The organism is Arthrobacter sp. 92, assembly GCF_050260325.1.
In the GTDB taxonomy this organism is placed as follows: Bacteria; Actinomycetota; Actinomycetes; order Actinomycetales; family Micrococcaceae; genus Arthrobacter.
This window is the reverse complement of record NZ_CP189863.1, coordinates 955,320-977,803: the sequence shown is the minus strand read 5'-3', so window position 1 is coordinate 977,803 and position 22,484 is coordinate 955,320. Positions and strand designations below refer to the sequence as shown.

17 protein-coding genes and 1 tRNA gene are annotated in these 22,484 nt (G+C 65.5%); 6 read left to right on the top strand and 12 right to left on the bottom strand.

The genetic code is table 11. The features are described 5' to 3' along the window. Positions 1 to 8: 8 nt before the first annotated feature. The 8 genes from iolD to ACP4XC_RS04500 form a co-directional block, all read right to left on the bottom strand. A complete protein-coding gene (gene iolD, locus ACP4XC_RS04535; protein ID WP_427173674.1) occupies positions 9 to 1,961 on the bottom strand; it encodes a 3D-(3,5/4)-trihydroxycyclohexane-1,2-dione acylhydrolase (decyclizing) in 1,953 nt (650 codons plus the stop codon). 6 nt (positions 1,962 to 1,967) lie between these two features. Continuing rightward, a complete protein-coding gene (locus ACP4XC_RS04530; protein ID WP_427175015.1) occupies positions 1,968 to 2,906 on the bottom strand; it encodes a Cgl0159 family (beta/alpha)8-fold protein in 939 nt (312 codons plus the stop codon). Positions 2,907 to 2,908: 2 nt separating this feature from the next. Continuing rightward, positions 2,909 to 3,910: a 5-dehydro-2-deoxygluconokinase gene (gene iolC / locus ACP4XC_RS04525; protein ID WP_427173673.1), complete on the bottom strand. Its 1,002-nt coding sequence runs from the start codon at positions 3,908 to 3,910 to the stop codon at positions 2,909 to 2,911. Between the two features lie 203 nt (positions 3,911 to 4,113). Next, on the bottom strand, positions 4,114 to 4,518 hold the full coding sequence (locus ACP4XC_RS04520) for a tautomerase family protein (RefSeq protein ID WP_427175014.1): 405 nt from the start codon (positions 4,516 to 4,518) through the stop codon (positions 4,114 to 4,116). A gap of 381 nt (positions 4,519 to 4,899) precedes the next feature. Continuing rightward, positions 4,900 to 5,802, bottom strand: a complete 903-nt coding sequence (gene sucD, locus ACP4XC_RS04515) for a succinate--CoA ligase subunit alpha (RefSeq protein ID WP_427173672.1) — start codon at positions 5,800 to 5,802, stop codon at positions 4,900 to 4,902. Positions 5,803 to 5,813: 11 nt separating this feature from the next. Further along, positions 5,814 to 6,983 carry an ADP-forming succinate--CoA ligase subunit beta gene (gene sucC, locus ACP4XC_RS04510; protein ID WP_427173671.1) on the bottom strand — a complete coding sequence of 390 codons (1,170 nt, stop codon included), beginning with the start codon at positions 6,981 to 6,983 and terminating at the stop codon, positions 5,814 to 5,816. Between the two features lie 423 nt (positions 6,984 to 7,406). Then, entirely contained in the window at positions 7,407 to 9,920 is a 2,514-nt protein-coding gene (gene pcrA / locus ACP4XC_RS04505) for a DNA helicase PcrA (protein WP_427173670.1), read from the bottom strand. Between the two features lie 351 nt (positions 9,921 to 10,271). Next, a complete protein-coding gene (locus ACP4XC_RS04500) occupies positions 10,272 to 11,120 on the bottom strand; it encodes an inositol monophosphatase family protein (protein WP_427173669.1) in 849 nt (282 codons plus the stop codon). A 97-nt stretch (positions 11,121 to 11,217) separates the two neighbouring features. Here ACP4XC_RS04500 and ACP4XC_RS04495 point away from each other — a divergent pair, with 97 nt between their 5' ends. Further along, entirely contained in the window at positions 11,218 to 11,862 is a 645-nt protein-coding gene (locus tag ACP4XC_RS04495; RefSeq protein ID WP_427173668.1) for a hypothetical protein, read from the top strand. Between the two features lie 29 nt (positions 11,863 to 11,891). On the opposite strand, the gene ACP4XC_RS04490 is transcribed toward ACP4XC_RS04495, so the two are convergent. Continuing rightward, entirely contained in the window at positions 11,892 to 12,677 is a 786-nt protein-coding gene (locus ACP4XC_RS04490) for a hypothetical protein (RefSeq protein WP_427173667.1), read from the bottom strand. A gap of 86 nt (positions 12,678 to 12,763) precedes the next feature. On the opposite strand from ACP4XC_RS04490, the gene ACP4XC_RS04485 reads away from it, so the two are divergent. The 3 genes from ACP4XC_RS04485 (at position 12,764) to ACP4XC_RS04475 (ending at position 13,777) form a co-directional block, all read left to right on the top strand. Continuing rightward, positions 12,764 to 12,836 (top strand) — tRNA-Arg (locus tag ACP4XC_RS04485). Between the two features lie 55 nt (positions 12,837 to 12,891). Further along, on the top strand, positions 12,892 to 13,362 hold the full coding sequence (locus tag ACP4XC_RS04480; RefSeq protein ID WP_427175013.1) for a DUF6314 family protein: 471 nt from the start codon (positions 12,892 to 12,894) through the stop codon (positions 13,360 to 13,362). Between the two features lie 10 nt (positions 13,363 to 13,372). Beyond that, positions 13,373 to 13,777, top strand: a complete 405-nt coding sequence (locus ACP4XC_RS04475; RefSeq protein ID WP_427173666.1) for an NUDIX hydrolase — start codon at positions 13,373 to 13,375, stop codon at positions 13,775 to 13,777. 47 nt (positions 13,778 to 13,824) lie between these two features. On the opposite strand, the gene ACP4XC_RS04470 is transcribed toward ACP4XC_RS04475, so the two are convergent. Then, positions 13,825 to 15,756: an ABC transporter ATP-binding protein gene (locus ACP4XC_RS04470; RefSeq protein WP_427173665.1), complete on the bottom strand. Its 1,932-nt coding sequence runs from the start codon at positions 15,754 to 15,756 to the stop codon at positions 13,825 to 13,827. Then, a complete protein-coding gene (locus tag ACP4XC_RS04465) occupies positions 15,753 to 17,453 on the bottom strand; it encodes an ABC-F family ATP-binding cassette domain-containing protein (RefSeq protein WP_427173664.1) in 1,701 nt (566 codons plus the stop codon). The genes ACP4XC_RS04470 and ACP4XC_RS04465 overlap by 4 nt, the downstream gene beginning before the upstream one ends. A gap of 222 nt (positions 17,454 to 17,675) precedes the next feature. Here ACP4XC_RS04465 and ACP4XC_RS04460 point away from each other — a divergent pair, with 222 nt between their 5' ends. Both ACP4XC_RS04460 and ACP4XC_RS04455 read left to right on the top strand, forming a co-directional pair. Next, positions 17,676 to 18,413: a hypothetical protein gene (locus ACP4XC_RS04460; protein ID WP_427173663.1), complete on the top strand. Its 738-nt coding sequence runs from the start codon at positions 17,676 to 17,678 to the stop codon at positions 18,411 to 18,413. Next, positions 18,410 to 19,126 (top strand): hypothetical protein, encoded by a 717-nt coding sequence (locus ACP4XC_RS04455; RefSeq protein ID WP_427173662.1) that lies wholly within the window; start codon positions 18,410 to 18,412, stop codon positions 19,124 to 19,126. The genes ACP4XC_RS04460 and ACP4XC_RS04455 overlap by 4 nt, the downstream gene beginning before the upstream one ends. A 255-nt stretch (positions 19,127 to 19,381) precedes the next feature. Here the strand turns inward: ACP4XC_RS04455 and ACP4XC_RS04450 are convergent, their stop codons facing one another. Further along, a complete protein-coding gene (locus ACP4XC_RS04450; protein WP_427173661.1) occupies positions 19,382 to 22,408 on the bottom strand; it encodes an alpha-mannosidase in 3,027 nt (1,008 codons plus the stop codon). Between the last annotated feature and the right edge of the window lie 76 nt (positions 22,409 to 22,484).

Below are 22,484 nucleotides of genomic sequence, written 5' to 3'. Positions count from 1 at the left end.
GAAGGGGGTCAGCCGAGCAGCTTGCGCTGGCGGTTCTTGTGGTCGGTGTAGGTCTTGTAGGCCTGCTGGGTGGAGTCGAGTTCGGAGACCTGGGAGACGGGAACGTCCCACCACGACTCGGAACTGGGGGCGTCCAGGAGCGGATCGGACTCAACGTGGATCAGGATGGGTCCGCCGCGCTCCGGGGCTGCCTTGGCGTCGCGGATGGCTTGTTCGAGTTCGGCGATGACCTTTTCGCCCGGTTCGATCCGGATCACCTTCACGCCAAGGCTTTCGGCGTTCAGGGCCAGGTCAACGGGGAGGGTTTCGCCTTCGTCGAAGCTGTGCTGCTCCTCGTCGAGTGCCCGGTACTGGGTGCCGAAACGCTGCGAGCCCAGCATCTCGGACAGGGAGCCGATGGAGGCGTAGCCGTGGTTCTGGATCAGGACCACGATCAGTTTGATCCGTTCGGCGACGGCGGTGACCAGTTCGGTGTGCATCATCAGGTAGGAGCCGTCCCCCACCATCACCACGACGTCGCGCTGGACACCGCCCGCGGCGGCTTCGGCCAGCGCTGCGCGCTTGACGCCGAGCCCGCCGGGGATTTCGTACCCCATGCAGGAGTAGGCATATTCCACGTGGTAACCGAAGGGGTCCCGTACCCGCCACATCTTGTGCAGGTCACCGGGCAGCGACCCGGCCGCGCAAATGACGACGTCCGCCGCGTCCATCGCGCGGCTGGTGGCGCCGATGATTTCGTTCTGGGCCGGCAGCGGCGTGAACCGGGTGTCGAACGCCTCGTCCACTGTGGCGTCCCACCGCTTCTTCTCAGCGGCGATCTGCTGTTCAAGGTCCGCGCCCACGCGGTAGCCGCCCAGGGCCTGGTTCAGCTTGACCAGGGCCTTGCGGGCATCGGCCACGATCGGAAGCGATGTGCCGTGCTTGTACGCATCGATCGGGGCGACGTTGATGTTGATGAACTTCACGGCCGGGTTCTGGAACGCGGTGCGGGAGGCGGTGGTGAAGTCCTCGTAGCGGGTGCCGATCCCGATGATCAGGTCCGCCTCGGCCGCGATGGCGTTGGCCGCCGTCGTGCCCGTGGAGCCGATCGCGCCGAGTGAAAACTGGTGGTCCCACGGCAGGACGCCCACGCCGGCCTGGGTGTTGCCCACCGGAATGCCGGTCAGTTCGACGAACTTGGCAAGCTCCTCGTTGGCGTAGGCGTAAAGCACACCGCCACCAGCGATGATCAGCGGGCGCTTGGCGGCACGGATCGCCTCGGCTGCGCGGCGGATGTCCTCATCGTCGGCGTCGGGGCGGCGGATCCGCCACTCGCGTTCGGCCAGGAACTCCCCGGGCACGTCGAAGGCCTCGGCCTGGACATCCTGGGGAAGCGAGATGGTGACGGCGCCGGTCTCGGCCGGATCGGTCAGGACGCGCAGGCCGTGGTGGAACGCGGAGAACAGCTGCTCGGGCCGGGAGACACGGTCAAAGAACTTCGACAGCGGCCGGAAGGCGTCATTGACCGTGAGGTCGTAGGCGTAGGGCTGCTCAAGCTGCTGCAGCACCGGGTCCGCGGCGCGGGTGGCAAAGGTGTCGCTGGGGAGCAGCAGCACCGGCAGCCGGTTGGTGGTGGCCAGCGCCGCACCGGTGAGCAGGTTGGACGAGCCCGGCCCGATCGAGGTGCTGATGGCGAAGGTTTGGCGGCGCCGGGTGTGGCGGGCGTAGCCCACGGCCTGGTGCACCTGGGCCTGCTCATTGCGGCCCTGGTAGTACGGCATGATGCTGGAGTCGGCGGCCTGATACTGCTTCAGGGCCTGGCCCACGCCGGCAACGTTGCCGTGCCCGAAGATGCCGAACGTGCCGGGGATCAGGCGGTCGCGGTAGTCCAGCCCGCCAACAGAATCAACGGTGTACTGCTTGGACAAGTACTCGACGACGGCCTGGGCCACCGTCATGCGGCGGGTTCCTGCTGTTCCCATGGGAGGTTACTCCGATACTTCTGCGGTGTGGTTAAGGAGGGAGGCGGCGGTGGCCACGGCACCGGCAACGTCGCCGTCCTGTGGGTACAGGAGCGTCCGGCCGACGGTAAGGCCCTGCACGCCGGGAAGGGCCAGGGCGGCTTCCCAGGTGGCGAACACCTCGTCCTGGGTACCTTCCGGGTCTCCACCCAACAGCACGGTGGGCATGGTGGTGGCGGCCATAACGCGTTCCATCCCGGCCACCACCGGCAGCTTCATCCAGGTATACGCGCTCGTCGATCCGAGGCCCTCGGCGATGGCGATGGACTTGATCACGGCGTTGGTGGAAAGGTCGTTGCGGACCTTGCCGTTTTCACGGACGGACAGGAAGGGCTCCACCATGGCGATCAGCTTGCGCTCGGCCAGGGAGTCGATGGCCTTGGCCGTCGCTTCCAGCAGGGACACAGTGTCCGGGTCGCCCAGGCAGATGCGCGTCAGCATCTTGCCGCCGTCGGCTCCGAGTGCTTCCAGTGCGGCGGCGGTGTGGCCGGTGAAGCGGTCGTCAAATTCGTTGACCAGGCCGGAGAGGCCGCCGCGGTTCATCGAACCGAACACCAGCTTTCCGTCAAGGGCTCCGAGCAGGAGCAGGTCGTCCATGATGTCCGGGGAGGCCAGCACACCATCCACGAGCGGGTTGGCGAGGGCGATCCGGAGCCGGTCCAGGAGCTGGCGACGGTCCGCCATGGCCACCGGATCGCTCCCGACGGCGAGGGCGCCGCGCGCGGGGTGGTCGGCGGCCACGATGAAGTTCTGCCGGCCGTGCTTGAGGCCGGGGTGCCGGCGGCGCGCCTTGGCTGCCCGTGCCACGGCGTCCGGATCCTCGAGGCGGATGATGCTCAGGTGCTCATAACGGCGGGGATCGTCGTCCGCGGTTGACGGCACGGCGTGCGGTGCGACGGAGTTCAGGCTCACAGTGCTGCTCCTTCGGTGGAAAATTGACCGGGGATCAGCCGGCCGCGATCGGCCAGCAGCGAGGTGACTTCTTCCGGCGTGGGCATGGCGTCGGCGCAGGAAAGGCGCGACGCCACAATGGCGCCGGCTGCGTTGGCGTAGTCCAGGACCTGGGCAAGCGGCCAGCCGGACAGCAGTCCGTGGCAGAAGGCGCCGCCGAAGGAATCGCCTGCCCCGAGGCCGTTGACAGTCTCCACGGGGACGGGAGCCGACACAACGCGCTCGGTGCGGGTCTTCGCCATGACGCCTTCGGGACCAAGCTTGACGACGGCGATTTCCACCCCCGCTGCCAGGAGCCGGTCCGCCTGTTCGTCCGGAGTACCCTCCCCGACGGCCACGGCGCACTCCTGGTCGTTGCCGATCGCGACAGTCACGTGGGGAAGGACCTTCGCCACCTGGGCGCGGGCCTCTTCTTCGGACTCCCAGAACATGGGGCGGTAGTCGAGGTCCAGGATGGTGTACTGGCCTTCCGCCAGGCCATTCCGGTCCCGGGCCTCGTGGGCCAACAGGTGCGCCGTGCGGCTGGGCTCCTGGCAGAGACCGGTCACGGTTGACCAGAAAATCCCAGCGTCCCGGATTGCGTCCAGGTCCAGTTCCTCTGCCTTGATCTGCAGGTCCGGGGCGGTGGGGAACCGGCCGTAAAAATACAGCGGAAAATCGTGCGGCGGCTTGATCGCACAGAACGTCACCGCGGTGGGGTACTCCTTGACCGGTGTGACGAAGGAATCGTCCACATTGAACTTGCGCAGTTCCCGGTGGAGGTACCTGCCGAAAGCATCATCGCCGGTGCGGGTGATCACGCCCGTCCGTCGTCCGTGCCGGGCGGCGGCCACGGCAACATTGGACGGGGATCCACCGAGGTACTTTCCAAAGGACGTAACATCCTCCAGATCCACCCCGATGTCGTTCGGGTAAATATCAACGCTGATGCGCCCGATCGTGAGAAGTTCGTGGGTCACGGTTATCGCGGACCTTTCTGGTTTGAACTCTGTACCTCTAACAGCTGGAGCTCCGGTGTTTAGGGCCCCCGTGAGCGGGGCCACATCCACTACTTTGCCCTAGAATTAATGTCCTGTCAAAGGTTTGTACTGACATATTTACAACATGGCATAGCATCGGGAAAAGTGCTCCTCCGACCCCCCACGGAGAGCGTTCGGGGCCCCTATTTTCGGGGGACCGCGAGCTCGCCAGTCACATACTGGGCGCGCCCAAAGCCGAAGGACCAGTCACCTGCACCGTTTTCCACGTACCCAATGAACACGTCCTCGCCAGCCACCCCCACCTGCGCCAGTTTCTCCGCGATAGCGGCGAACAGTGCCTGCTTGGCCTCCTGGGCCCTGCCCCCCTGGGTGAAGATCTGGATCATCACCACATCCGAAGTCCGATCGAACCCGAGCCCGGCATCCTGGGCGAAGATCTGGCCCGCAGGGTGTTCGGTCACCACATGGAAACAAGCGCGCTCCGGAATGCCGTACTCAGAGAGGATGGCATCATGGATCGCCGCGCTCAGCCGGCGAAGATCCCCGGGACTGCGGCCCTGGTTTACGTCAATGCGCACGAGTGGCACTCGCATGTCTTTTGTCCTGACATACTAACAAACTCACTGAAACAAGACCTCATCCGGACTCACTGGGCGCGGCCAGAGCGGCATCGCCATCCCGAACCTTTGAATTAGCTGCGCTCCCCGGGGCCGGTGAGCATCGAGTTCAGAAGGTTAAATCCGGTATGGAGGCAGGACTCCCGAAGGGTATGAGCACCTCGAGGAGCTCCTCAGCGGCGTGAAGATCTAGCGCTTCAGGCTTAAAAACGACGGCGCCCGCCCACCTTCACGGGAAGGTGGGCGGGCGCCGTCGTGCATCCAGACAGATAACCGGCTAAACAGGCAACTGTTCGGTTAAACAGACAACGCGGGGTCACTAGGTGACCCCGCGTTGCTTTGCTCTACGTGTTAGAGGGTTGCGAAGACCTCGCGCAGGAGCTTTGCGGTCTCGGACGGCGTCTTGCCGACCTTCACGCCGGCAGCCTCGAGGGCTTCCTTCTTGGCCTGTGCGGTGCCCGCGGAGCCGGAAACGATGGCGCCTGCGTGGCCCATGGTCTTGCCTTCCGGAGCGGTGAAGCCAGCCACATAGCCGATAACCGGCTTCGTGACGTGGGCCTTGATGTAATCAGCAGCACGCTCTTCAGCATCGCCACCGATTTCACCGATCATGACGATCGCCTTCGTTTCCGGGTCAGCTTCGAAAGCTTCCAGGGCGTCGATGTGGGTGGTGCCAATGACCGGGTCGCCGCCGATGCCGATGGCGGTGGAGAAGCCCAGGTCGCGCAGTTCGTACATCATCTGGTAGGTCAGGGTGCCCGACTTGGAGACCAGGCCGATGGGGCCCTTGCCCGTGATGTTTGCCGGGGTGATGCCAACGAGGGCCTCGCCCGGGGTGATGATGCCGGGGCAGTTCGGTCCGATGATGCGGGTGACCTGCTTGCCGTCGGCGTCCACCTTGGACTGGGCCAGTGCCCAGAATTCGGCGGAGTCCTGGACGGGCACGCCTTCGGTGATGACCACTACCAGGCCGATGCCGGCCTCGATGGCTTCCACGACGGCGTCCTTGGTGAAGGCCGGGGGCACGAAGACGATGGAGACGTCAGCGCCGGTCTCGGCCATGGCTTCCTTGACGGTGCCGAAAACGGTGATTTCGTTGTCACCGTGCAGCACCGTGGTGCCGGCCTTGCGGGCGTTCACGCCGCCGACAATGTTGGTGCCGGCCTTGAGCATCAGGGCGGTGTGCTTGGTGCCTTCGCCGCCGGTGATGCCCTGGACGATGACCTTGGAGTCCTTGTTCAGATAAATAGACATAGTGAGGTCCCTTACTTAGCTGCGTTGGCGAGCTCGGCAGCCTTGTCGGCGCCCTCGTCCATGGTGGCGGCCAGGGTAACCAGCGGGTGGTTGGCCTCGGCCAAGATGCGGCGGCCTTCTTCGACGTTGTTGCCGTCGAGGCGGACCACCAGCGGCTTGTTCGCGGAGTGGCCCAGCTCGGCCAGTGCGCCAACGATGCCCTTGGCCACTGCGTCACAGGCAGTGATACCGCCAAAGACGTTGACGAAGACGGACTTGACCTGCTCGTCGCCGAGGATGACGTCGAGGCCGGCAGCCATGACCTCTGCGGAAGCTCCACCGCCGATGTCCAGGAAGTTGGCGGGCTTGACGTTGCCGTGCTTCTCGCCTGCGTAAGCCACAACATCCAGGGTGGACATGACCAGGCCGGCGCCATTGCCGATGATGCCGACGGAGCCGTCCAGCTTGACGTAGTTGAGGTCCTGCGCCTTGGCCTTGGCCTCGAGCGGGTCAGCGGCGTCCTTGTCTTCAAGGAACGCGTGCTTGGGGTGGCGGAAACCAGCGTTCTCGTCCAGGGAGACCTTGCCGTCAAGGGCAACGATGTCACCGGCACCGGTCTTGACCAGCGGGTTGACCTCAACGAGAGTGGCGTCTTCCTTCTTGAAAACGTCCCACAGCTTCAGGATGACGTCGGCGACTTTGCCGCGCAGTTCCTCAGCGAAGCCGGCTGCGGCGACGATTTCGTCGGCTTTGGCCTGGTTGATGCCGACGGCGGGGTCGATCGCAATCTTGGCGAGCGCCTCGGGGCGTTCGACGGCGAGCTGCTCGATTTCCATGCCGCCTTCGACCGAGCACATGGCCAGGTAGTTGCGGTTGGCCCGGTCCAGGAGGACGGAGAAGTAGTATTCCTCGGCAATATCCGCACCCTGGGCGATCATTACCTTGTTAACGGTGTGGCCCTTGATGTCCATGCCCAGGATGTTGGTGGAGTGCTCAAGCGCCTCATCGGCGGTCTTGGCAACCTTGACGCCGCCGGCCTTGCCGCGGCCTCCGGCCTTAACCTGCGCCTTGACGACGGTTACGCCGCCGATCTTCTCGGCAGCTGCCTTTGCTTCTTCAGGGGTGTGCGCCACGATGCCAGCAAGCACGGGTACACCGTGCGCCTCGAACATATCGCGCGCCTGATATTCAAACAGGTCCACGGGTTAGTGTCCTTCTACGTCGAAGTAGTTTCTGTACAGCCGGACCCCACGTACTCGTGGTTACCGGGCTGCGGAATAAACGCACCCTGCGACAGCTTCGGAAAACGAGCCACACGGCGCAATGCTCCTCTGTCGAACTCTAGTCCTTTATGCGGACCGGCCCGTTCCAGAGTACCCCTTATGTGAGTAAGGACACTATTCTATGGAGCGTAGAAAAACCGCTAGATTACGGGCTTTTTGGCGCCGCGCCGGGCGTCTCGCCGGCCCTTTTGCCGCCATGGGAATTAGTTCGTAACGGTCCGTCGACACCTGGATGGCAACGCCTGCGGAGGCATTTCCGCAGGGCGACGCCACGGTTGTACGCGGCACAGCCTGGCCAGCGGCGGGTTCCCAGCGGCTGCTTCGCTCAGGCGTCCAGCTTGGTCAGGCGTCCAGCTTGGTCAGCGGGGCGTAGCGCAACAGCAGCCGTTTCTCGCCCACGCCGAACTTCACCTTGGCCACGGTCTTGTCCCCGGCGCCTTCAACGGCCAGCACCGTGCCGTTGCCAAAGCTCGTGTGGTTGACCCTGTCCCCGACGCTGACCGCCACCACTTCCTTCTGCGGCTGCACCCGGTTTTTGGCCACTGCGGCCGGAACGTCCGCGTTGAACCCGGCGGATGAGTCCGCCGCCGCTCCGCGGGCGGTTCCGGCGCCCCAGAACGATCCCCCGTACCGGCTGGAATTGATTGATGAACCGCCCCCCCAGCCCCCCTGCCGGCTGCTACCTTCCCGCCGCCATTCCACCAGTTCGGCCGGGATTTCCTCGATGAACTGGCTGGCCGGGTTGTACTGGCTCTGGCCCCACATGCTGCGGACTTCCGAGCGGGTCACATAGAGCCGTTTACGGGCGCGCGTCAGTCCCACATAAGCCAGCCGGCGCTCCTCAGCCAATTCCTTCGGATCCGTGGCTGAGCGCTGATGCGGGAACAACCCGTGCTCCATGCCGGTAAGGAACACCACCGGGAACTCGAGGCCCTTGGCCGTGTGGAGGGTCATCAGCGTCACCACGCCGAGCCGTTTGGCTTCGGCCACGGCTGCGTCGATGTCGGCGCCCGGGGCGTCCGGGATCTGGTCCGCGTCCGCCACGAGGGACACCTGTTCCAGGAAGGCACCCAGGGAACCTTCGGGGTTTTCCTGTTCGTATTCGCGGACGACGGCCACGAGCTCGGCGAGGTTCTCCACCCGGGACTCGTCCTGCGGGTCGGTGCTGGACCGCAGCCCGGCCAGGTAACCGGTCTGTTCCAGGACCGCTTCCAGGGCAGCGGCCGCACCGGAGCCGCTGGCCACCTCGGCGAGGTCATCCAGGAGCTTCACGAAGCCCAGCACCGCGTTGACCGAGCGGGTGGCCATGCCGGGTGCCTGCTCTGCCCGGCGGGCGGCGGCCATGAATGAAGTCCGTTCGCGTTCAGCCAGGGCTGCCACGGCGCCCTCAGCGCGGTCGCCGATGCCGCGCTTGGGCTCGTTGAGCACCCGCCGGAGGTTGACGTCGTCGTCGGGGTTGACCAGGACGCGCAGGTACGCGAGGGCGTCCTTGATTTCCTTGCGCTCGTAGAAGCGGGTGCCCCCCACAACCTTGTACGGCAGGCCCACACGTACCAGGACGTCCTCAATCGAACGGGACTGGGCGTTGGTGCGGTAGAAGATGGCGACGTCGCCGGGACGGAGGTTGTCCTCGTCCTGGAGCCTATCGATTTCCTTGGCGATGAACTGGGCTTCGTCGTGTTCGTTTTCGCCCACGTAGCCGATAATTTTGTGGCCATCGCCCTCGGCGGTCCAGAGCCGCTTCTCCGGCCGGTTGGGGTTGCGGGAGATCACCGAGTTGGCGGCCGTGAGGATGTTCTGGGTGGAGCGGTAGTTCTGTTCCAGCTTGATGGTGCGGGCGTTCGGGTAGTCCTTTTCGAACTCGACAATGTTGCGGATGTCCGCCCCGCGGAACGCGTAGATGGACTGGTCCGAGTCGCCCACCACGGTAAGTTCGGAGGCGTTGGGACCCTCGCCCACAATTTCACGGACCAGCGCGTACTGGGCGTGGTTGGTGTCCTGGTATTCGTCCACGAGGACGTGCCGGAAACGCCGCCGGTAGGATTCGGCGAGCGCCGGGAAGGCGCGGAACATGTAGACGGTTTCGGCGATGAGGTCGTCAAAGTCCATGGCGTTGGCCTGGCGCAGCCGCTGGGTGTAGCCCTTGAAGACGTCGGCCACGGCTGATTCGAAGGGATCGTTGTGGTTGGCAGACAAGGCGTAGGAATCGGCGTCGATCAGTTCGTTCTTGAGCGCCGAGATCTTGTGCTGGATGGCCTTGGGTGCGAATTTCTTGGGGTCCAGGTCCAGGCTCTTGGACACCTGGGTAACGAGGCGGAGCGAATCCGCGGAGTCGTAGATGGAGAAGTTGGACTTCAGCCCCACGTTGGGCGCCTCGCGGCGGAGGATGCGGACGCAGGACGAGTGGAACGTGGAGATCCACATGTTCTTGGCCCGGGCGCCCACCAGCGCTTCAATGCGTTCCCGCATCTCTGCTGCGGCTTTGTTCGTGAAGGTGATGGCCAGGATCTCGCCGTGGTGTGCACGGCCTGTTGCCATCAGGTACGCGATCCGGTTACTGAGTACGCGGGTCTTGCCGGAGCCGGCGCCAGCCACGATCAGGAGGGCGCTGCCGGCGTGCTTGACCGCCTCCTCCTGCTGGGGATTCAGGCCGCGCAGGAGTTCGGCCGCCTCGGGCAGCCCGGGGCGCGTCCCCTCCCCTGCTGTTTGCCCCCCGTTTGGACCTCCGCCAGCGCCGAATTCGGCCGGGGAACCTCCGGGCCCCGGCCAAGGTTCTGCGCGCGACTTGGTGAGTGCGGCCGCTTTCGGGGCAGCTTTGAAGGGACCGTCAGCATACGGGTCAAACAACATATCCATGGTTCTCTAAGTCTAGGCGGTGGGGCCGACGCTCACTTCCGCTCCCCGCCCTCCCCCCCTCGGGACATGCCCTCCCCTGCCCGCACACAGCGGACATAACACCCCTATGCCCACTCCCCGCGGCGAAGAATGAGCATGTCCCACTGGCTCATCCGCAGGTTACCCGCGAAGAATGAGCATGTCCCACTGGCTCATCCGCAGGTTACCCGCGAAGAATGAGCATGTCCCACTGATTCATCCGAAGGTTACCCGCGAAGAATGAGCATGTCCCACGGCTGCACCGGAGCTCAAGCACCAAGGATGAGCATGTCCCGTGCAGGCCGGGCGTCCGTTAGCGGTCCTGCTCCGGACTTACTCCACCGAACCGGACTCAAGGGCTGCACGGAGCTCCCGCACCGCCGTCGTTCCTCCCGCGATGAACCACTCCAGTCCGTTGACCCGCACGACGTCGGCGGCGCCGCCGGCGGAGAGCACAATGGCTTTGCCGGGGAGCCAATCCCACTCCGGGCAGCTGTGCTGAAACCAGCAGTCGAGCTCGCCGTCGGCCACCCGGCCCAGGTCACAGGAACCCGATCCGAACATCCGCAGCGCCGCGGCCGACGTCGCGGCAGCGTGCCAGGGCATGGCGCACAGCGGATCCGCCAGCCAGGAGGGGTGGATGTACGTGGCGGCGCCCAACTGGGCCACGGGGGTCATGCCACGCGCGGCTCCGTCCCTTTGAAAGGACGTGATCCGTTCGCCATTGAGGGTGGCGGGCCGGGCCTTGCCGCCTAACCAGAGCTTGTCCTCTTCGGGCTGGAATATGGCGCCAAGAATTTCGCCGGAGGCATCTTTGAGGGCGATGGCGGAGCACCAGTACGTGGACCCATGGAGGAAGTTGTAGGTGCCGTCGACGGGGTCGATCACCCAGGTCCGGCCGCTGTTCCCGGCAACGGAGGCACCTTCTTCGCCGAGGATCCCGTCGTCCGGGCGGCAGCGGCGCAGTTGCTCCAGCACGTACGCTTCGGCTGCGTGGTCCGCTGCGGTCACGACGTCCGATATCGACGTCTTTTGCTGCCCCTCGAGGCCGCCCTGCCGCATCATGAGGGCGAGCATCCCGGCTTCACGGACCAACGCTTCAGCGAGCTGGTAGTCGTCGAACGCGGCACTGAGTTCCGCGGCGCTGTGCCTGCCTAGTTTGTGTCTTCCAAGTTCTGTCACGCGTCCCAGCCTAGCTGCGGCCCGCACACCGTGAATAGCAGACGCTGCACACATGCGGCTGAACAGAGGCGGGGCCGGCACGGGCGATAATGAAGCCATGGCCAAGACACCAGCACAGCGGATCAAGAAGCACGGCGCAAAGGCAGCCGTCCCACAGCATCATCTGCCGCCGGTGATCAACCCCACCACCAGGCGCACGCCGGCCAAGGCCCAAAACAACAGCAACCTGATCCTCATTGCCGGCGTTGTGGCCAGCCTTTTCCTGTTCTGGTATCTGCATGTGCTCACGCTGAACCAGCTCACCCAGCTCTCCGGCGGACTGCCCATGCCCGACTCCCTGGTCGGCGGTTTCGACCAGGGGTTCGTGGACCGGTTGAGGGCCGCAACCGACGATGCCGCCCGCGGCCAGCTCAATTACCTCCACAAGACCGCCGGCACGTTGTTTCCGCTGATCTTCGGTTTCACCTGGCTGCTGCTGATCGGCACCAACGTGGCCCGGAAGCAGCTCCGTTGGGCGCTCTGGGCGGTGCCTCTCCTCTTCGCGGCCGTCCGGTTGTGGGGGAACATGGCCATTGATTCCATGATGTCCGCTGGAACGGTCGACGCCGGCCAGGTGGCGCTTGCTTCCGGCCTCACCGTGGCAGGCTGGGTGCTTTTTGTGCTGAGCCTTCTGGTGGGCGGCGCCGCCGTGTTGCTGGGTCGCCAGAGAAGAGCGCAGCCTCAGCCCACAGCACAGCCCTAGCCCATGAGCCCTGCGGGCAACCGCCACGCCTAACCAGCGGCACCCTGCGCCGCCCGTACGCGTGCCGCCTTCCGCGCCCTCCGCTCCTGATGGACCCGCTGCGCTATCACCAGGCCCGCGGTGGCCAGGCCAACCGTGATGGGGTAGCCCATGAACCGTTCCAGTGTCCCGGGCTCCGGTACTTTCATATGGGTCACGCCTCCCGTGATCAGGGCGCCGAGCGACACTGTTCCGCAGGCAAGGAGGAACCAGCTCAGCGGTGTCTGCGTGAGCCACAGACGGCCCAAGACCAGCAATGCCATGGCACCGGACGCGAAATACATGACCGCTCCAACGAAGTGCCATATCAATCCGCGGTCCTCAGGCACCAGCCCCACGATGATGGTCCCTGTGCCGGCGGCAAAGGTGAGCACTCGCGTGGCCAGGGCGCTGAACCACGGGCTCCGGTAGCCGGGGCCGACCGCAAGCCGGACGCCGGGCCGGGCTGCGATGCACAGCACCGCTGAGCTGAGCAGGATCGCGCCAATGAGCATGCCCAGGCCTTGGATCACAAACGAGGCATTCATCACGGCGTGCAGCGGCGAGCATACGGTTCGGTTCTCATAGACCCCGCAATGAAGGGCGCCCAGATCACTGATGTAGCCGAACCGGCGATCGTAGGGCGCCGGCCCCGACCAGGCCCCAATCACCGCCGATTCCGCCACGAAATACTGCAGCACGCTCAGTTTGGCCCACGCGCCGATGTACTGGCGCGATGTACCGACATCCGGCAGGAAACCCGCCCGGAAGGAAGTTGCTGGAGTGGCTGCAGTCATGCCAAGAGCGTAGTACGCGCCAGCACCTTGTATGCTTGTAACCATGCCCGAACGGCTCGGCCTCGTGCCGGCCGCTTGGGACGCCTGCCCTCGTAGCTCAGTGGATAGAGCACGGCTCTCCTAAAGCCGGTGTCGTTGGTTCGATTCCAATCGAGGGCACTTGAACTCCCAGACCCCGGGCGCCGGCCCGGACTTCAACCTGCGGGCCTACCTGATGGGCTCCTGGGCCGTTGACCGCACGCTTCTGGACCGGGCATCAGGCACCAGCGGAACCTTCACCGGCGTCGTTCTCTTTTCCCCAACGGGGCACGACGGCGGCCTGAACTTCCACGAACATGGCACCGTCCGGTGGACTGCTTTTGACGGTGCGCCTTTTAGCGGCCCGGCCACCCGCGATTATGTCCTGCGGCCCACCGGCGCGCCCGATGCCATGGACGTGTATTTCCCGGATGGACGGCCCTTCCACCGGATGAGCTTCTCGGACCATGCCGTCCAGGACCAGCACTGGTGCGATCCCGACACCTACACGGTGCGGTACACGATGAGGGGACCGGACTCCTTCAGCTACAGCTGGGACGTGAGCGGTCCGGCCAAGGACCTGCTGCTCGATTCGACGCTTAAGCGGCTGGACGCGGCACCCGCCAACCCTCCGGCGGGCCCAACAGCGGCCGGCCCAACAGGCTAGGCTTGCAGACGTGAGAGCCCGGATTATTGTTTCGGCCGTCTGCGTTTTTGATGAGGCCGGCCGCCTCCTCACCGTACGCAAGCGCGGCACGGACAAGTTCATGCATCCCGGCGGCAAGCCCGAGCGCGGTGAGACGGCCGCCCAGGCCGCTTCCCGCGAACTGCTCGAGGAGGTGGGGATCGAGGTGGGGCCGGATGAGCTTCAGCTGATGGGCGTCTGGCTCGCGGATGCGGCCAACGAGGCCGCCACGGACATCGAGGCCACCGTCTTCACGGCGCCCGGGGTCTGGCACGCCCATCCTTCCGCGGAGATCGCCGAGATCCGCTGGCTGGACCTCCTGGCCGAACAGCCGGACGATCTGGCGCCCCTGCTCACGGACCACATCCTTCCGGCACTGGCCACGCACCGGCCCTAGCGCGCGGGCCGCCCGGCCTGGCAGCCCAGGCCGGGCGCCACCGCCGGCTATCCCTCGGGGACGGCTTCGAGTTCAGGCACGGAGTCCTCCACCACGGCGGTTGCCTCGGCGAATTGCGTACGGTACAGCTCCGAGTACCGGCCCTCGGCGGCCAGCAACTCCGTGTGCGTGCCACGCTCCACGATGGTGCCGTCCTCAACCACCAGGATCATGTCCGCGGCGCGGACGGTGGAGAGCCGGTGCGCAATCACCACTGCGGTGCGCCCTTCGAGCGCGGCCCCCAGCGCCGCCTGAACCGCGGCTTCATTCGTTGAGTCCAGGGCAGCGGTGGCCTCGTCCAGGATCACCACGCGGGGCTGGGCAATAAGCAGCCGCGCGATAGTGAGGCGCTGGCGCTCGCCCCCGGAAAGCCGGTAGCCGCGCTCCCCCACCACAGTGTCCAGGCCGTCCGGCAGGGAGCGGATCATGTACTCAAGCCGCGCCCGGCGGAGCACATCCCACATTTCGTCCTCGGTGGCGTCCGGCCGGGCGAGGCGCAGGTTGGAGGCGATGGACTCGTGGAAGAGATGGCCGTCCTGGGTCACCATTCCCAGCGTTGCCCGAATTGAGTCGAATGTGGCGTCCCGAACGTCCAATCCGCTTCCGGGCGTCGTTCCGCCAAGGCGAACGGCCCCGGAATCCACATCGTAGAGCCGGGACAGCAACTGGGCAATGGTGGACTTGCCGGCGCCGGAGGACCCCACCAGGGCCACCGTCTGGCCGGGCTCCACCCGGAAGCTGATGCCGTGCAGCACCTCTTCACCGCCGCGCGTGTCCAGCGTGGAAACGTCTTCGAGGGAGGCCAGGGACACCTTGTCAGCGGACGGGTACGCGAAGCGCACGTCGTCGAACTCCACGGCAACCGGCCCCGGGGGTACAGCCACGGCGTCGGGCTTCTGCTGGATCAGTGGCTTGAGGTCCAGGATCTCGAACACGCGCTCGAAGCTGACCAGCGCGCTCATGATCTCCACACGGGCGTTGGAGAGCGCCGTAAGCGGCGCGTAAAGGCGCGTCAGCAGCAATGCCAGCACCACGACGTCGCCCGCGGCAAGCTGCCCCACGAGCGCCAGCCATCCGCCCAGGCCGTAGACCAGCGCCAGCGCCAGTGCCGAAACCAGCGTCAGCGCGGTCACGAACGTGAACTGGAGCATGGCCATGCGGACGCCGATATCCCGGACCCGGCCGGCGCGCACGGCGAACTCGCGGGACTCCTCGTCCGGCCGGCCGAACAACTTCACCAGGGTGGCCCCGGGGGCGGAGAAACGTTCGGTCATCTGCGTACCCATGGCGGCGTTGTGCTCGGCGGCTTCGCGGCGCAGGTCCGCGAGCTTGGAGCCCATACGGCGGGCCGGGATGAGGAAGATGGGGAGCAGGATCATGGCCAGCACGGTCACCAGCCAGGACTTGCCGAGCATTACCACCAGCGTCAGGGCCAGGGCCACGACGTTGCTGACCACCCCGGAGAGGGTGCCGGCGAACGCGGACTGGGCGCCGATGACGTCGTTGTTGAGCCTGCTGACCAGCGCGCCCGTCCGGGTGCGGGTGAAGAACGCAATGGGCATTTTCTGCACGTGGTCGAACACTTTGGTCCGCAGGTCCACGATCACGCCTTCGCCGATGGTGGAGGACAGCCACCGGGTGATGAGTCCCACCCCGGCCTCCGCCACCGCCACCACCGCTATCAGCACGGCCAGCCGGATCACCACGTCCGCCCCCTGGTGGGCGATGATCGCGTCCACCACCTGGCCGGCCAGGACCGGGGTGGCCACGGCCAGCACGGCCATGACAATGGAGAGCAGCACAAAAGCGATGAGCTTGCCCCGGTGGGGGCGGGCGAAACTGAAGACGCGCTTGAGGGTGGCCTTCGAGAAAGGTTTGGAACCGCTCGACGCGCGGGTGATGTTGTAGAGGGAGCTCCAGGCAACCCGGTCCATGCTCATTTGTTGTTGCCCTTCATGGTGCGGTCCTTCACATCTGATGATGCCGTCGGGGCATCGGTCAGCAATTCGGTGACGACGCCGTTATCTACGTCCCAGCGTGCGTCCAGGCGGACGTTTTCCAGAAGGCGCCGGTCGTGCGTGACCAGGAGCAGCGCGCCGTCGTAGCTTTCAAGAGCTTCTTCAAGCTGCTCGATGGCCGGCAGATCCAGGTGGTTGGTGGGCTCGTCCAGGACCAGCAGGTTCACGCCCCGAGCCTGAAGCAGTGCCAGTGCGGCGCGTGTACGTTCGCCCGGAGAGAGGGAGTCGACAGGCCGCGAGGTGTGGTCCGCCTTCAGTCCGAACTTGGCCAGCAGGGTGCGGACCTCCGCGGGGTTCAGCGCTGGGAGGACGGCTTCGACGGCGTCACCCAGCTTGAGTTGCCCGGCGAGCAGCCCACGGGCTTGGTCAATTTCGCCGATGGCCACCGATGCCCCCATGGAGGCGTTGCCGGAGTCTGGCTGCCGGACTCCCAGCAGGAGCCGGAGCAGCGTGGACTTACCGGCGCCATTGGGCCCCGTGATGCCGATTCGTTCCCCGGCGTTCAGCTGCAGGTTCACCGGCCCCAGCGTGAAGTCACCTTGACGCACGACGGCGTCCCGCAGCGTTGCCACAACGGCGCTGGAACGCGGTGCCTGGCCAATGCTGAACTGAAGCTGCCACTCCTTGCGGGGCTCCTCCACTTCGTCGAGCCGGGCTATCCGGGATTCCATCTGCCGGACCTTCTGGGCCTGCTTTTCCGAGGACTCGGTGGAGGCAGCACGGCGGATCTTGTCGTTGTCCGGGCTCTTCTTCATGGCGTTGCGGACGCCCTGGGAACTCCACTCACGTTGCGTGCGGGCGCGGGAGACGAGGTCCGCCTTGGTGGAGGCGTAGTCTTCGTAGCGCTCCCGGGCATGGCGCCGCGCCACGGCGCGCTCTTCCAGGAACGCCTCGTAGCCGCCGTCGTAGACAGCCACGGACTTCTGGGCCAGATCCAGTTCCACAATGGTGGTGACACAACGGGCCAGGAATTCGCGATCGTGCGAGACGAGGACCGCGCCGCCACGGAGCCCCTGCACAAAGGCCTCAAGCTTGGCCAGTCCGTTGAGGTCAAGATCATTGGTGGGTTCGTCCAGGAGGACGATGTCGAAACGGCTCAACAGCAGGGCCGCGAGGGCAACGCGTGCCGCCTGGCCGCCGGACAGTCCCGTCATCAGTGCGTCCGGGCCCACGTCCAGGCCGAGGTCGGCAAGGACGGCCGGAATCCGTTCGTCCAGGTCCGCCGCTCCGGAGGCCATCCAGCGGTCAAAGGCCAGCGAATAGGCGTCATCGGTTCCCGCAGCGCCCGTGCCCAGTGCCTCGGCGCTGGACTCCATCTCCGCGGTGGCCTGGGCGCAGCCGGTGCGCCGGGCAATGTAGCCGGCTATTGTTTCGGCGGCCATGCGTTCGTGTTCCTGCGGCAGCCAGCCCACGAAGGCGTCCGACGGCGCAAGGCTGACTGTGCCTTCCTGCGGTTGGTCCACGCCCGCCAGAAGCCTCAGCAGCGTGGATTTGCCCGCGCCGTTGGCACCGACAACGCCAACCACGTCACCGGGGGCAACAGTTATGGAGAGTTTTGCGAAAAGCGTGCGGTGATCGTGACCGCCGGAAAGGTCTTTGGCAACAAGGGTTGCAGTCATTAGTCCATCCTCTCACCGCCGCCCAAAACGGCATGAAATCCCGCCGGGCATAAAGAACCCGCTGGTCCGGACTTGGGGGGTGTACGGACCAACGGGTTCGACCATCTAGCATAGTTGAATCAGTCCACACCGTAAAATTGGGACGCGGAGCACCTTGTGACCTCCGCCTCACTCTTGTCCCGCAGAGCCGTATCGCCGAATCCAGTCCGCAGGAATCCATAGATGCCAGTCCCCGCCAAAGCCTTTCAACGTTGGCTTCATAATGTTGCGCCGGCGGCGAGCACAGCCGACATCTGCAGGATCTCCGGCGTGAAGCGCACCACCCTGGCCCAGCAGCTTGTCCGCGGCAAGGTGGCCGAAAGCACCGTGGTCAGCATCAGCCGCGCCTTCGGCATCAACCCCGTGGCTGCCCTGGCGTCATTCGAGAGCTTCAAGGAACTCGCCGGCAGCCCTGTCCCACCCACACCGGGCGAACTGGTCAGCCAGATTGCCACCCTGGACCTGCTGCGCGCAATCATTTCGCGCTCGGCCCCGCCGGCGGCCACCGGCGGGGAGCAGGGGCCGCCGCCCCTGGCTCCGGCGCCGCACGCCACCTCTGTCAGGAACTGGGTGGACGCGATCGACGACGGCGAACTGCGGCACCGCGTCTCCGCGGCCACGGGGATCGCCCCGCAGAATTATTCGGCACAGCTGACAGCCAACCGCCTCTCCCCCGAGCTCGCGGTCGCGACCTCCCGCGAAGCGGGCGTAGGATTCACAGGCGGATTGGTGGCGACCGGACTGATCACGGAGTCGGAAGCCGGATGGGCGCCAGGGGCAAGGCAGTCAGCGCTGGACGGCCTCTCCGACGGCGAACTGACGGTTTTGGCCGGCGAACGGCTGCAGGCCCTGGGCAAAACACTCCGCCGCCATGAGCAGGACCAGGCACAAACAGAGAAAATATGGGAGAACCTCGGATGAGCCAGATACTGCAGTGGTCCACATTGGTGGTCTGCGGCATCGTGGCGCTGATCCGGATACCCAGCGCAGTCCGGGGTGAAAACCGCTCGCTCTTTTATATCTTTGTGCTCGCCACCCTCGCCATGCTGCTGAGCATCGATCCCAGCTATCGGGCGTTTGATTCCTGGCTTGGCTCGCAGAACTATGCCAACCTCATTCTGCGCTTCCTGATCTACGTGGCCATCCTGCTCGCGGGCCACCGAATCGCCCGGGGTTTCGACGCTCCCCGGAGTGAGCGCCTGATCACCGGTCCGGTTGGCCTGACGGTCCTGGGGCTGATCGCGGTCGCCACCGTCGCGTTCTTCCTCATGGCCGATACCGCAGGTACTGACACCGGCCTCAACTCTCTTCCGGCCCGAAGCCCGCTGAATGCGCAATTGATTCTGGCGTATGCCGCCGCCGGGAGGTTGTACCCCTCCTTTATCGCGGCCTGCATCCTGCCGGCAACGCTCCGGGCAATCCGCATGAGGCTTCCACTGGGGATCCGGTCCGGCGCCGTGCTGCTGTCGGTCGCCTTCGTGGGCATGATCGCAGGTTCTTTCTTCCCGCTCATTCCCCGGAACCTGGGGTTCATCGAGGCCCTCGTCAACTACACAGCCGTCCTCACCCTGGTCCTCGGGCTGACGGTTATCTGGCTTGCGCGGGTCATGGCACTGCGTGCCAGGTCACGCTAACGCATCGATTTCCCGGATTCGGCAATCGTTTTTCGTAACCTGCCAGGTTTCCGTTCACAGAATCATTAGACCGTGACATAATCATGAATGTGTGAACGTGGCGGCTGATTCGTGTGGGGAATTTACCGCGCGGATCAACGGTGGCTGTCCGAACACCATTGGGGGGATGAGTGGTAGCGGTCCTTCGGGACCGCTCCCACTCAGCTTTTTTAAACCTGTCGTAGGCTCCTCCCCGGCGTCCATTCCATGGCACCGTCAGCGCGCAAACCTCAGCGTGACAAGCTGGAACGGGCGTAGGGTCAACCCCGCCGAATCGTGTCCGACCACAACACCCGGCGCCTCGACAGGCCGCTCCAGGAGATCCACGGCCGTCACGGAGCGGACATCGAAGCCAGCCGCCACCATTCCGGTGGAACGTTCGCCCAGCGACTCGTACAGCCGCACAATGACATCGCCGGACCCGTCTTCCGCAAGCTTGACCGCCTCAATCACGATGCCTTGGTTGAACACCGTGAAAAGCGGGGCCACGGGATGGGCGCCCTTCACCACGCGGCGAGCCAGGTTGGTGCGGTAGCCCTCCTCCACGGCATCGGCGATGCCCGCTCCGGGCCTGATGCTCACCTGCAGCTCATGCCGGCCGCGGTCCGCCGTGGGGTCCGGGTACTTCGGGGCACGCAGCAAGGACACCCGGACGGTGGTGGTTGTTCCGCCGTCGTCCCGGACGGTGCGCGTCACGTCGTGCCCATAACTGGAGCCGTTTGTTACCGCGACGCCGTATCCGGGCTCCCCCACATGGATCCAACGATGGGCGCAGATTTCAAATTTGGCGGCTTCCCACGACGTGTTCACGTGCGTGGGCCGGTACACGTGCCCGAACTGTGTCTCCGACGCCGACCGGTCTGCGCGCAGATCCAGCGGAAACCCGATCTTGAGGAGCTTTTCCCGCTCCTGCCAGTCCACCGCGGTGGTGATGCCCAGCGACGCCGACCCTGCCTCCAGTGAGATCCGCTGGGTGATGGTGGAGTGTCCCACCAGCCGTTCCACAACCACGACGGCGTCCCAGCCGCCCCGCTCCAGCGTCACCGAATGCGCTTCCGTCAGTGAGCTGACGTTCCGCCGGTAAAACTCATCGATGTCCCAGGCGTCCCACTCGTTGGGGGTATCGCGGTGGAGTTCGAGGTGGTTTCCAAACGCCCCGGGGGCAATGGCCTCGCGCTCGCTGGCGTGGTCCTTCAAGGAGACCAGGAGCCCGTTCGAATCCAGGACCGCCCTGATGAGGCCGTTGTCCAGGACGTAGCCACCGTCCGCTTCGGTAACCACCACGGGATCGTCAGCGCGCACCACCTCGGCAGCGGCGAGCGCCGGAACACCATCGCGTTCGTGCGGCGCGGCATTGAGCAGGAATGCCCGCGTGCCTTCGCCAAGCATGGCCTCGGCTGCCTCGGCGATGATGGCCTCCAGGGCGCCGGAGATCGCCGCATAGTTACGCTCTGCGTCCTGATGCACCCAGGCAATGGAGCTCCCGGGAAGAATATCGTGGAACTGCTGGAGCAGCACCAGGCGCCATAGCCGCTTGAGCTCCGCCGCCGGATAGCTGAATGCGCCGCCGGCCCGCACCGCTGCAGTGGCGCACCACAATTCGGCCTCCCGCAGGAGGTGTTCGCTGCGCCTGTTCCCCAGCTTGGTTTTGGCCTGGCTGGTGTAGGTCCCCCGGTGCAGTTCCAGGTACATCTCTCCCACCCAGACAGGCAGCGCCGAGTACTCGGCCTGGGCTTCGGTGAAGAAGCTGGCCGACGTGCCGATCCGCACCTTCGGGGAGCCTTCCAGATCGGCCGTCCGGCGGGCGGCGGCAAGCATTTCCCGCGTGGGTCCGCCACCGCCGTCGCCATAGCCGAACGGCACCAGCGACACGGTGCCGCGGCCGTGGTCGCGGTAGTTGCGTTCGGCGTGCGCCAGTTCCCGTCCGCTCAGTTCAGAGTTGTAGGTGTCCACAGGCGGGAAATGGGTAAACAGGCGGGTTCCGTCAATACCCTCCCAGTTGAAGGTGTGGTGCGGCATTCTGTTGACCTGGTTCCAGGAGATCTTCTGGGTCAGGAACCAGCGGGAGCCGGCTGCCTTGACGATCTGCGGCAGTGCCGCGGAGTAGCCGAACGAGTCCGGCAGCCAGGCCTCCTGGCAGTCCACGCCAAACTCGTCGAGGAAGAATTTCTTCCCTTCAACGAACTGCCGGGCCATCGCCTCGCCGCCGGGCATGTTGGTGTCCGATTCGACCCACATCCCGCCCACCGGAACAAACTGGCCGGCCTTGACCTTTTCACGGATCCGCCCAAACAACTCCGGGTAAAACTCTTTTATCCAGGCCAGCTGCTGTGCTGATGAACACGAGAAGACAAAGTCCGGCGAGTCGTCCATCAGCGCCACGACGTTGGAGAAAGTCCGGGCGCATTTGCGGATGGTTTCCCGGACGGGCCAGAGCCATGCGGAGTCGATATGGGCGTGGCCGGTGGCCACGAGTTTGTGCGCGGAGGCATAGGCGGGGCGGGCCAGGACCTCCGCCAGTGCCGCACGCCCCGCGGCGGCAGTTCCGGGAACATCGTCCGGGTCCATGATGTCCATCATGCGCTCGAGGGCCCGCAGTATTTCATGGCGGCGGGGCAGCTCGATGGGCAGCTCGTGCATCAGCCCGCCCAGGGTCCACACGTCCTGCTGGAGTTCCCACACGGTCTGGTTCAGCTCGGCGATTGCCATGGTGCCCAGTCTGTAGGACGGCTCACTGCCTGCTGTGGCCTTGTCCCCGTAGGGCATGGCCGCAAAAGTCCAGCCCTGGGCGACGTCCGGATTCGCGGCGGCCTCGACGTAGAAGTCCACGGCCATCCCGCTGCCCAGCAGCTTGAGCGGGATGTACTGGTTACGGGGTGAGATGGCTTTGATGATGGTGCCGTCCGGGCGCCACGCGATCCCTTCGCACTGGAAGCCGGGGATTTCGGTGGTGAAGCCCAGGTCCACCACGATCTCCACGGCGGTGTCGGTGGCAGTGCCCCAGGAATCGGGCACCTCACCCTGCAGCCGAAGCCATGTGGTGCCCCACGGCCTGCCCCAGGCAGCCCCGTGCGCCTGGGGCGCGAATTCGTGGCGGAGGGCCTCCATCACGGAGACCGGTTCGTCCGGCGCGTCCCAGCTGCTCAGGGTGAGCGGTACGCTGCGGGTGTACACCGCGGCATCGATACGTTCCCGCACAAAGCGGTCGAGACGGACTTCCGTGAGCCGGCGGTCGTCATGCAATGTGGTCCTCTTTAAATGCGGGGATGTGGGGGGCACCGCGCAGTGCCTGCGTGGCCGTCGTATCCAGCCTAGGCGC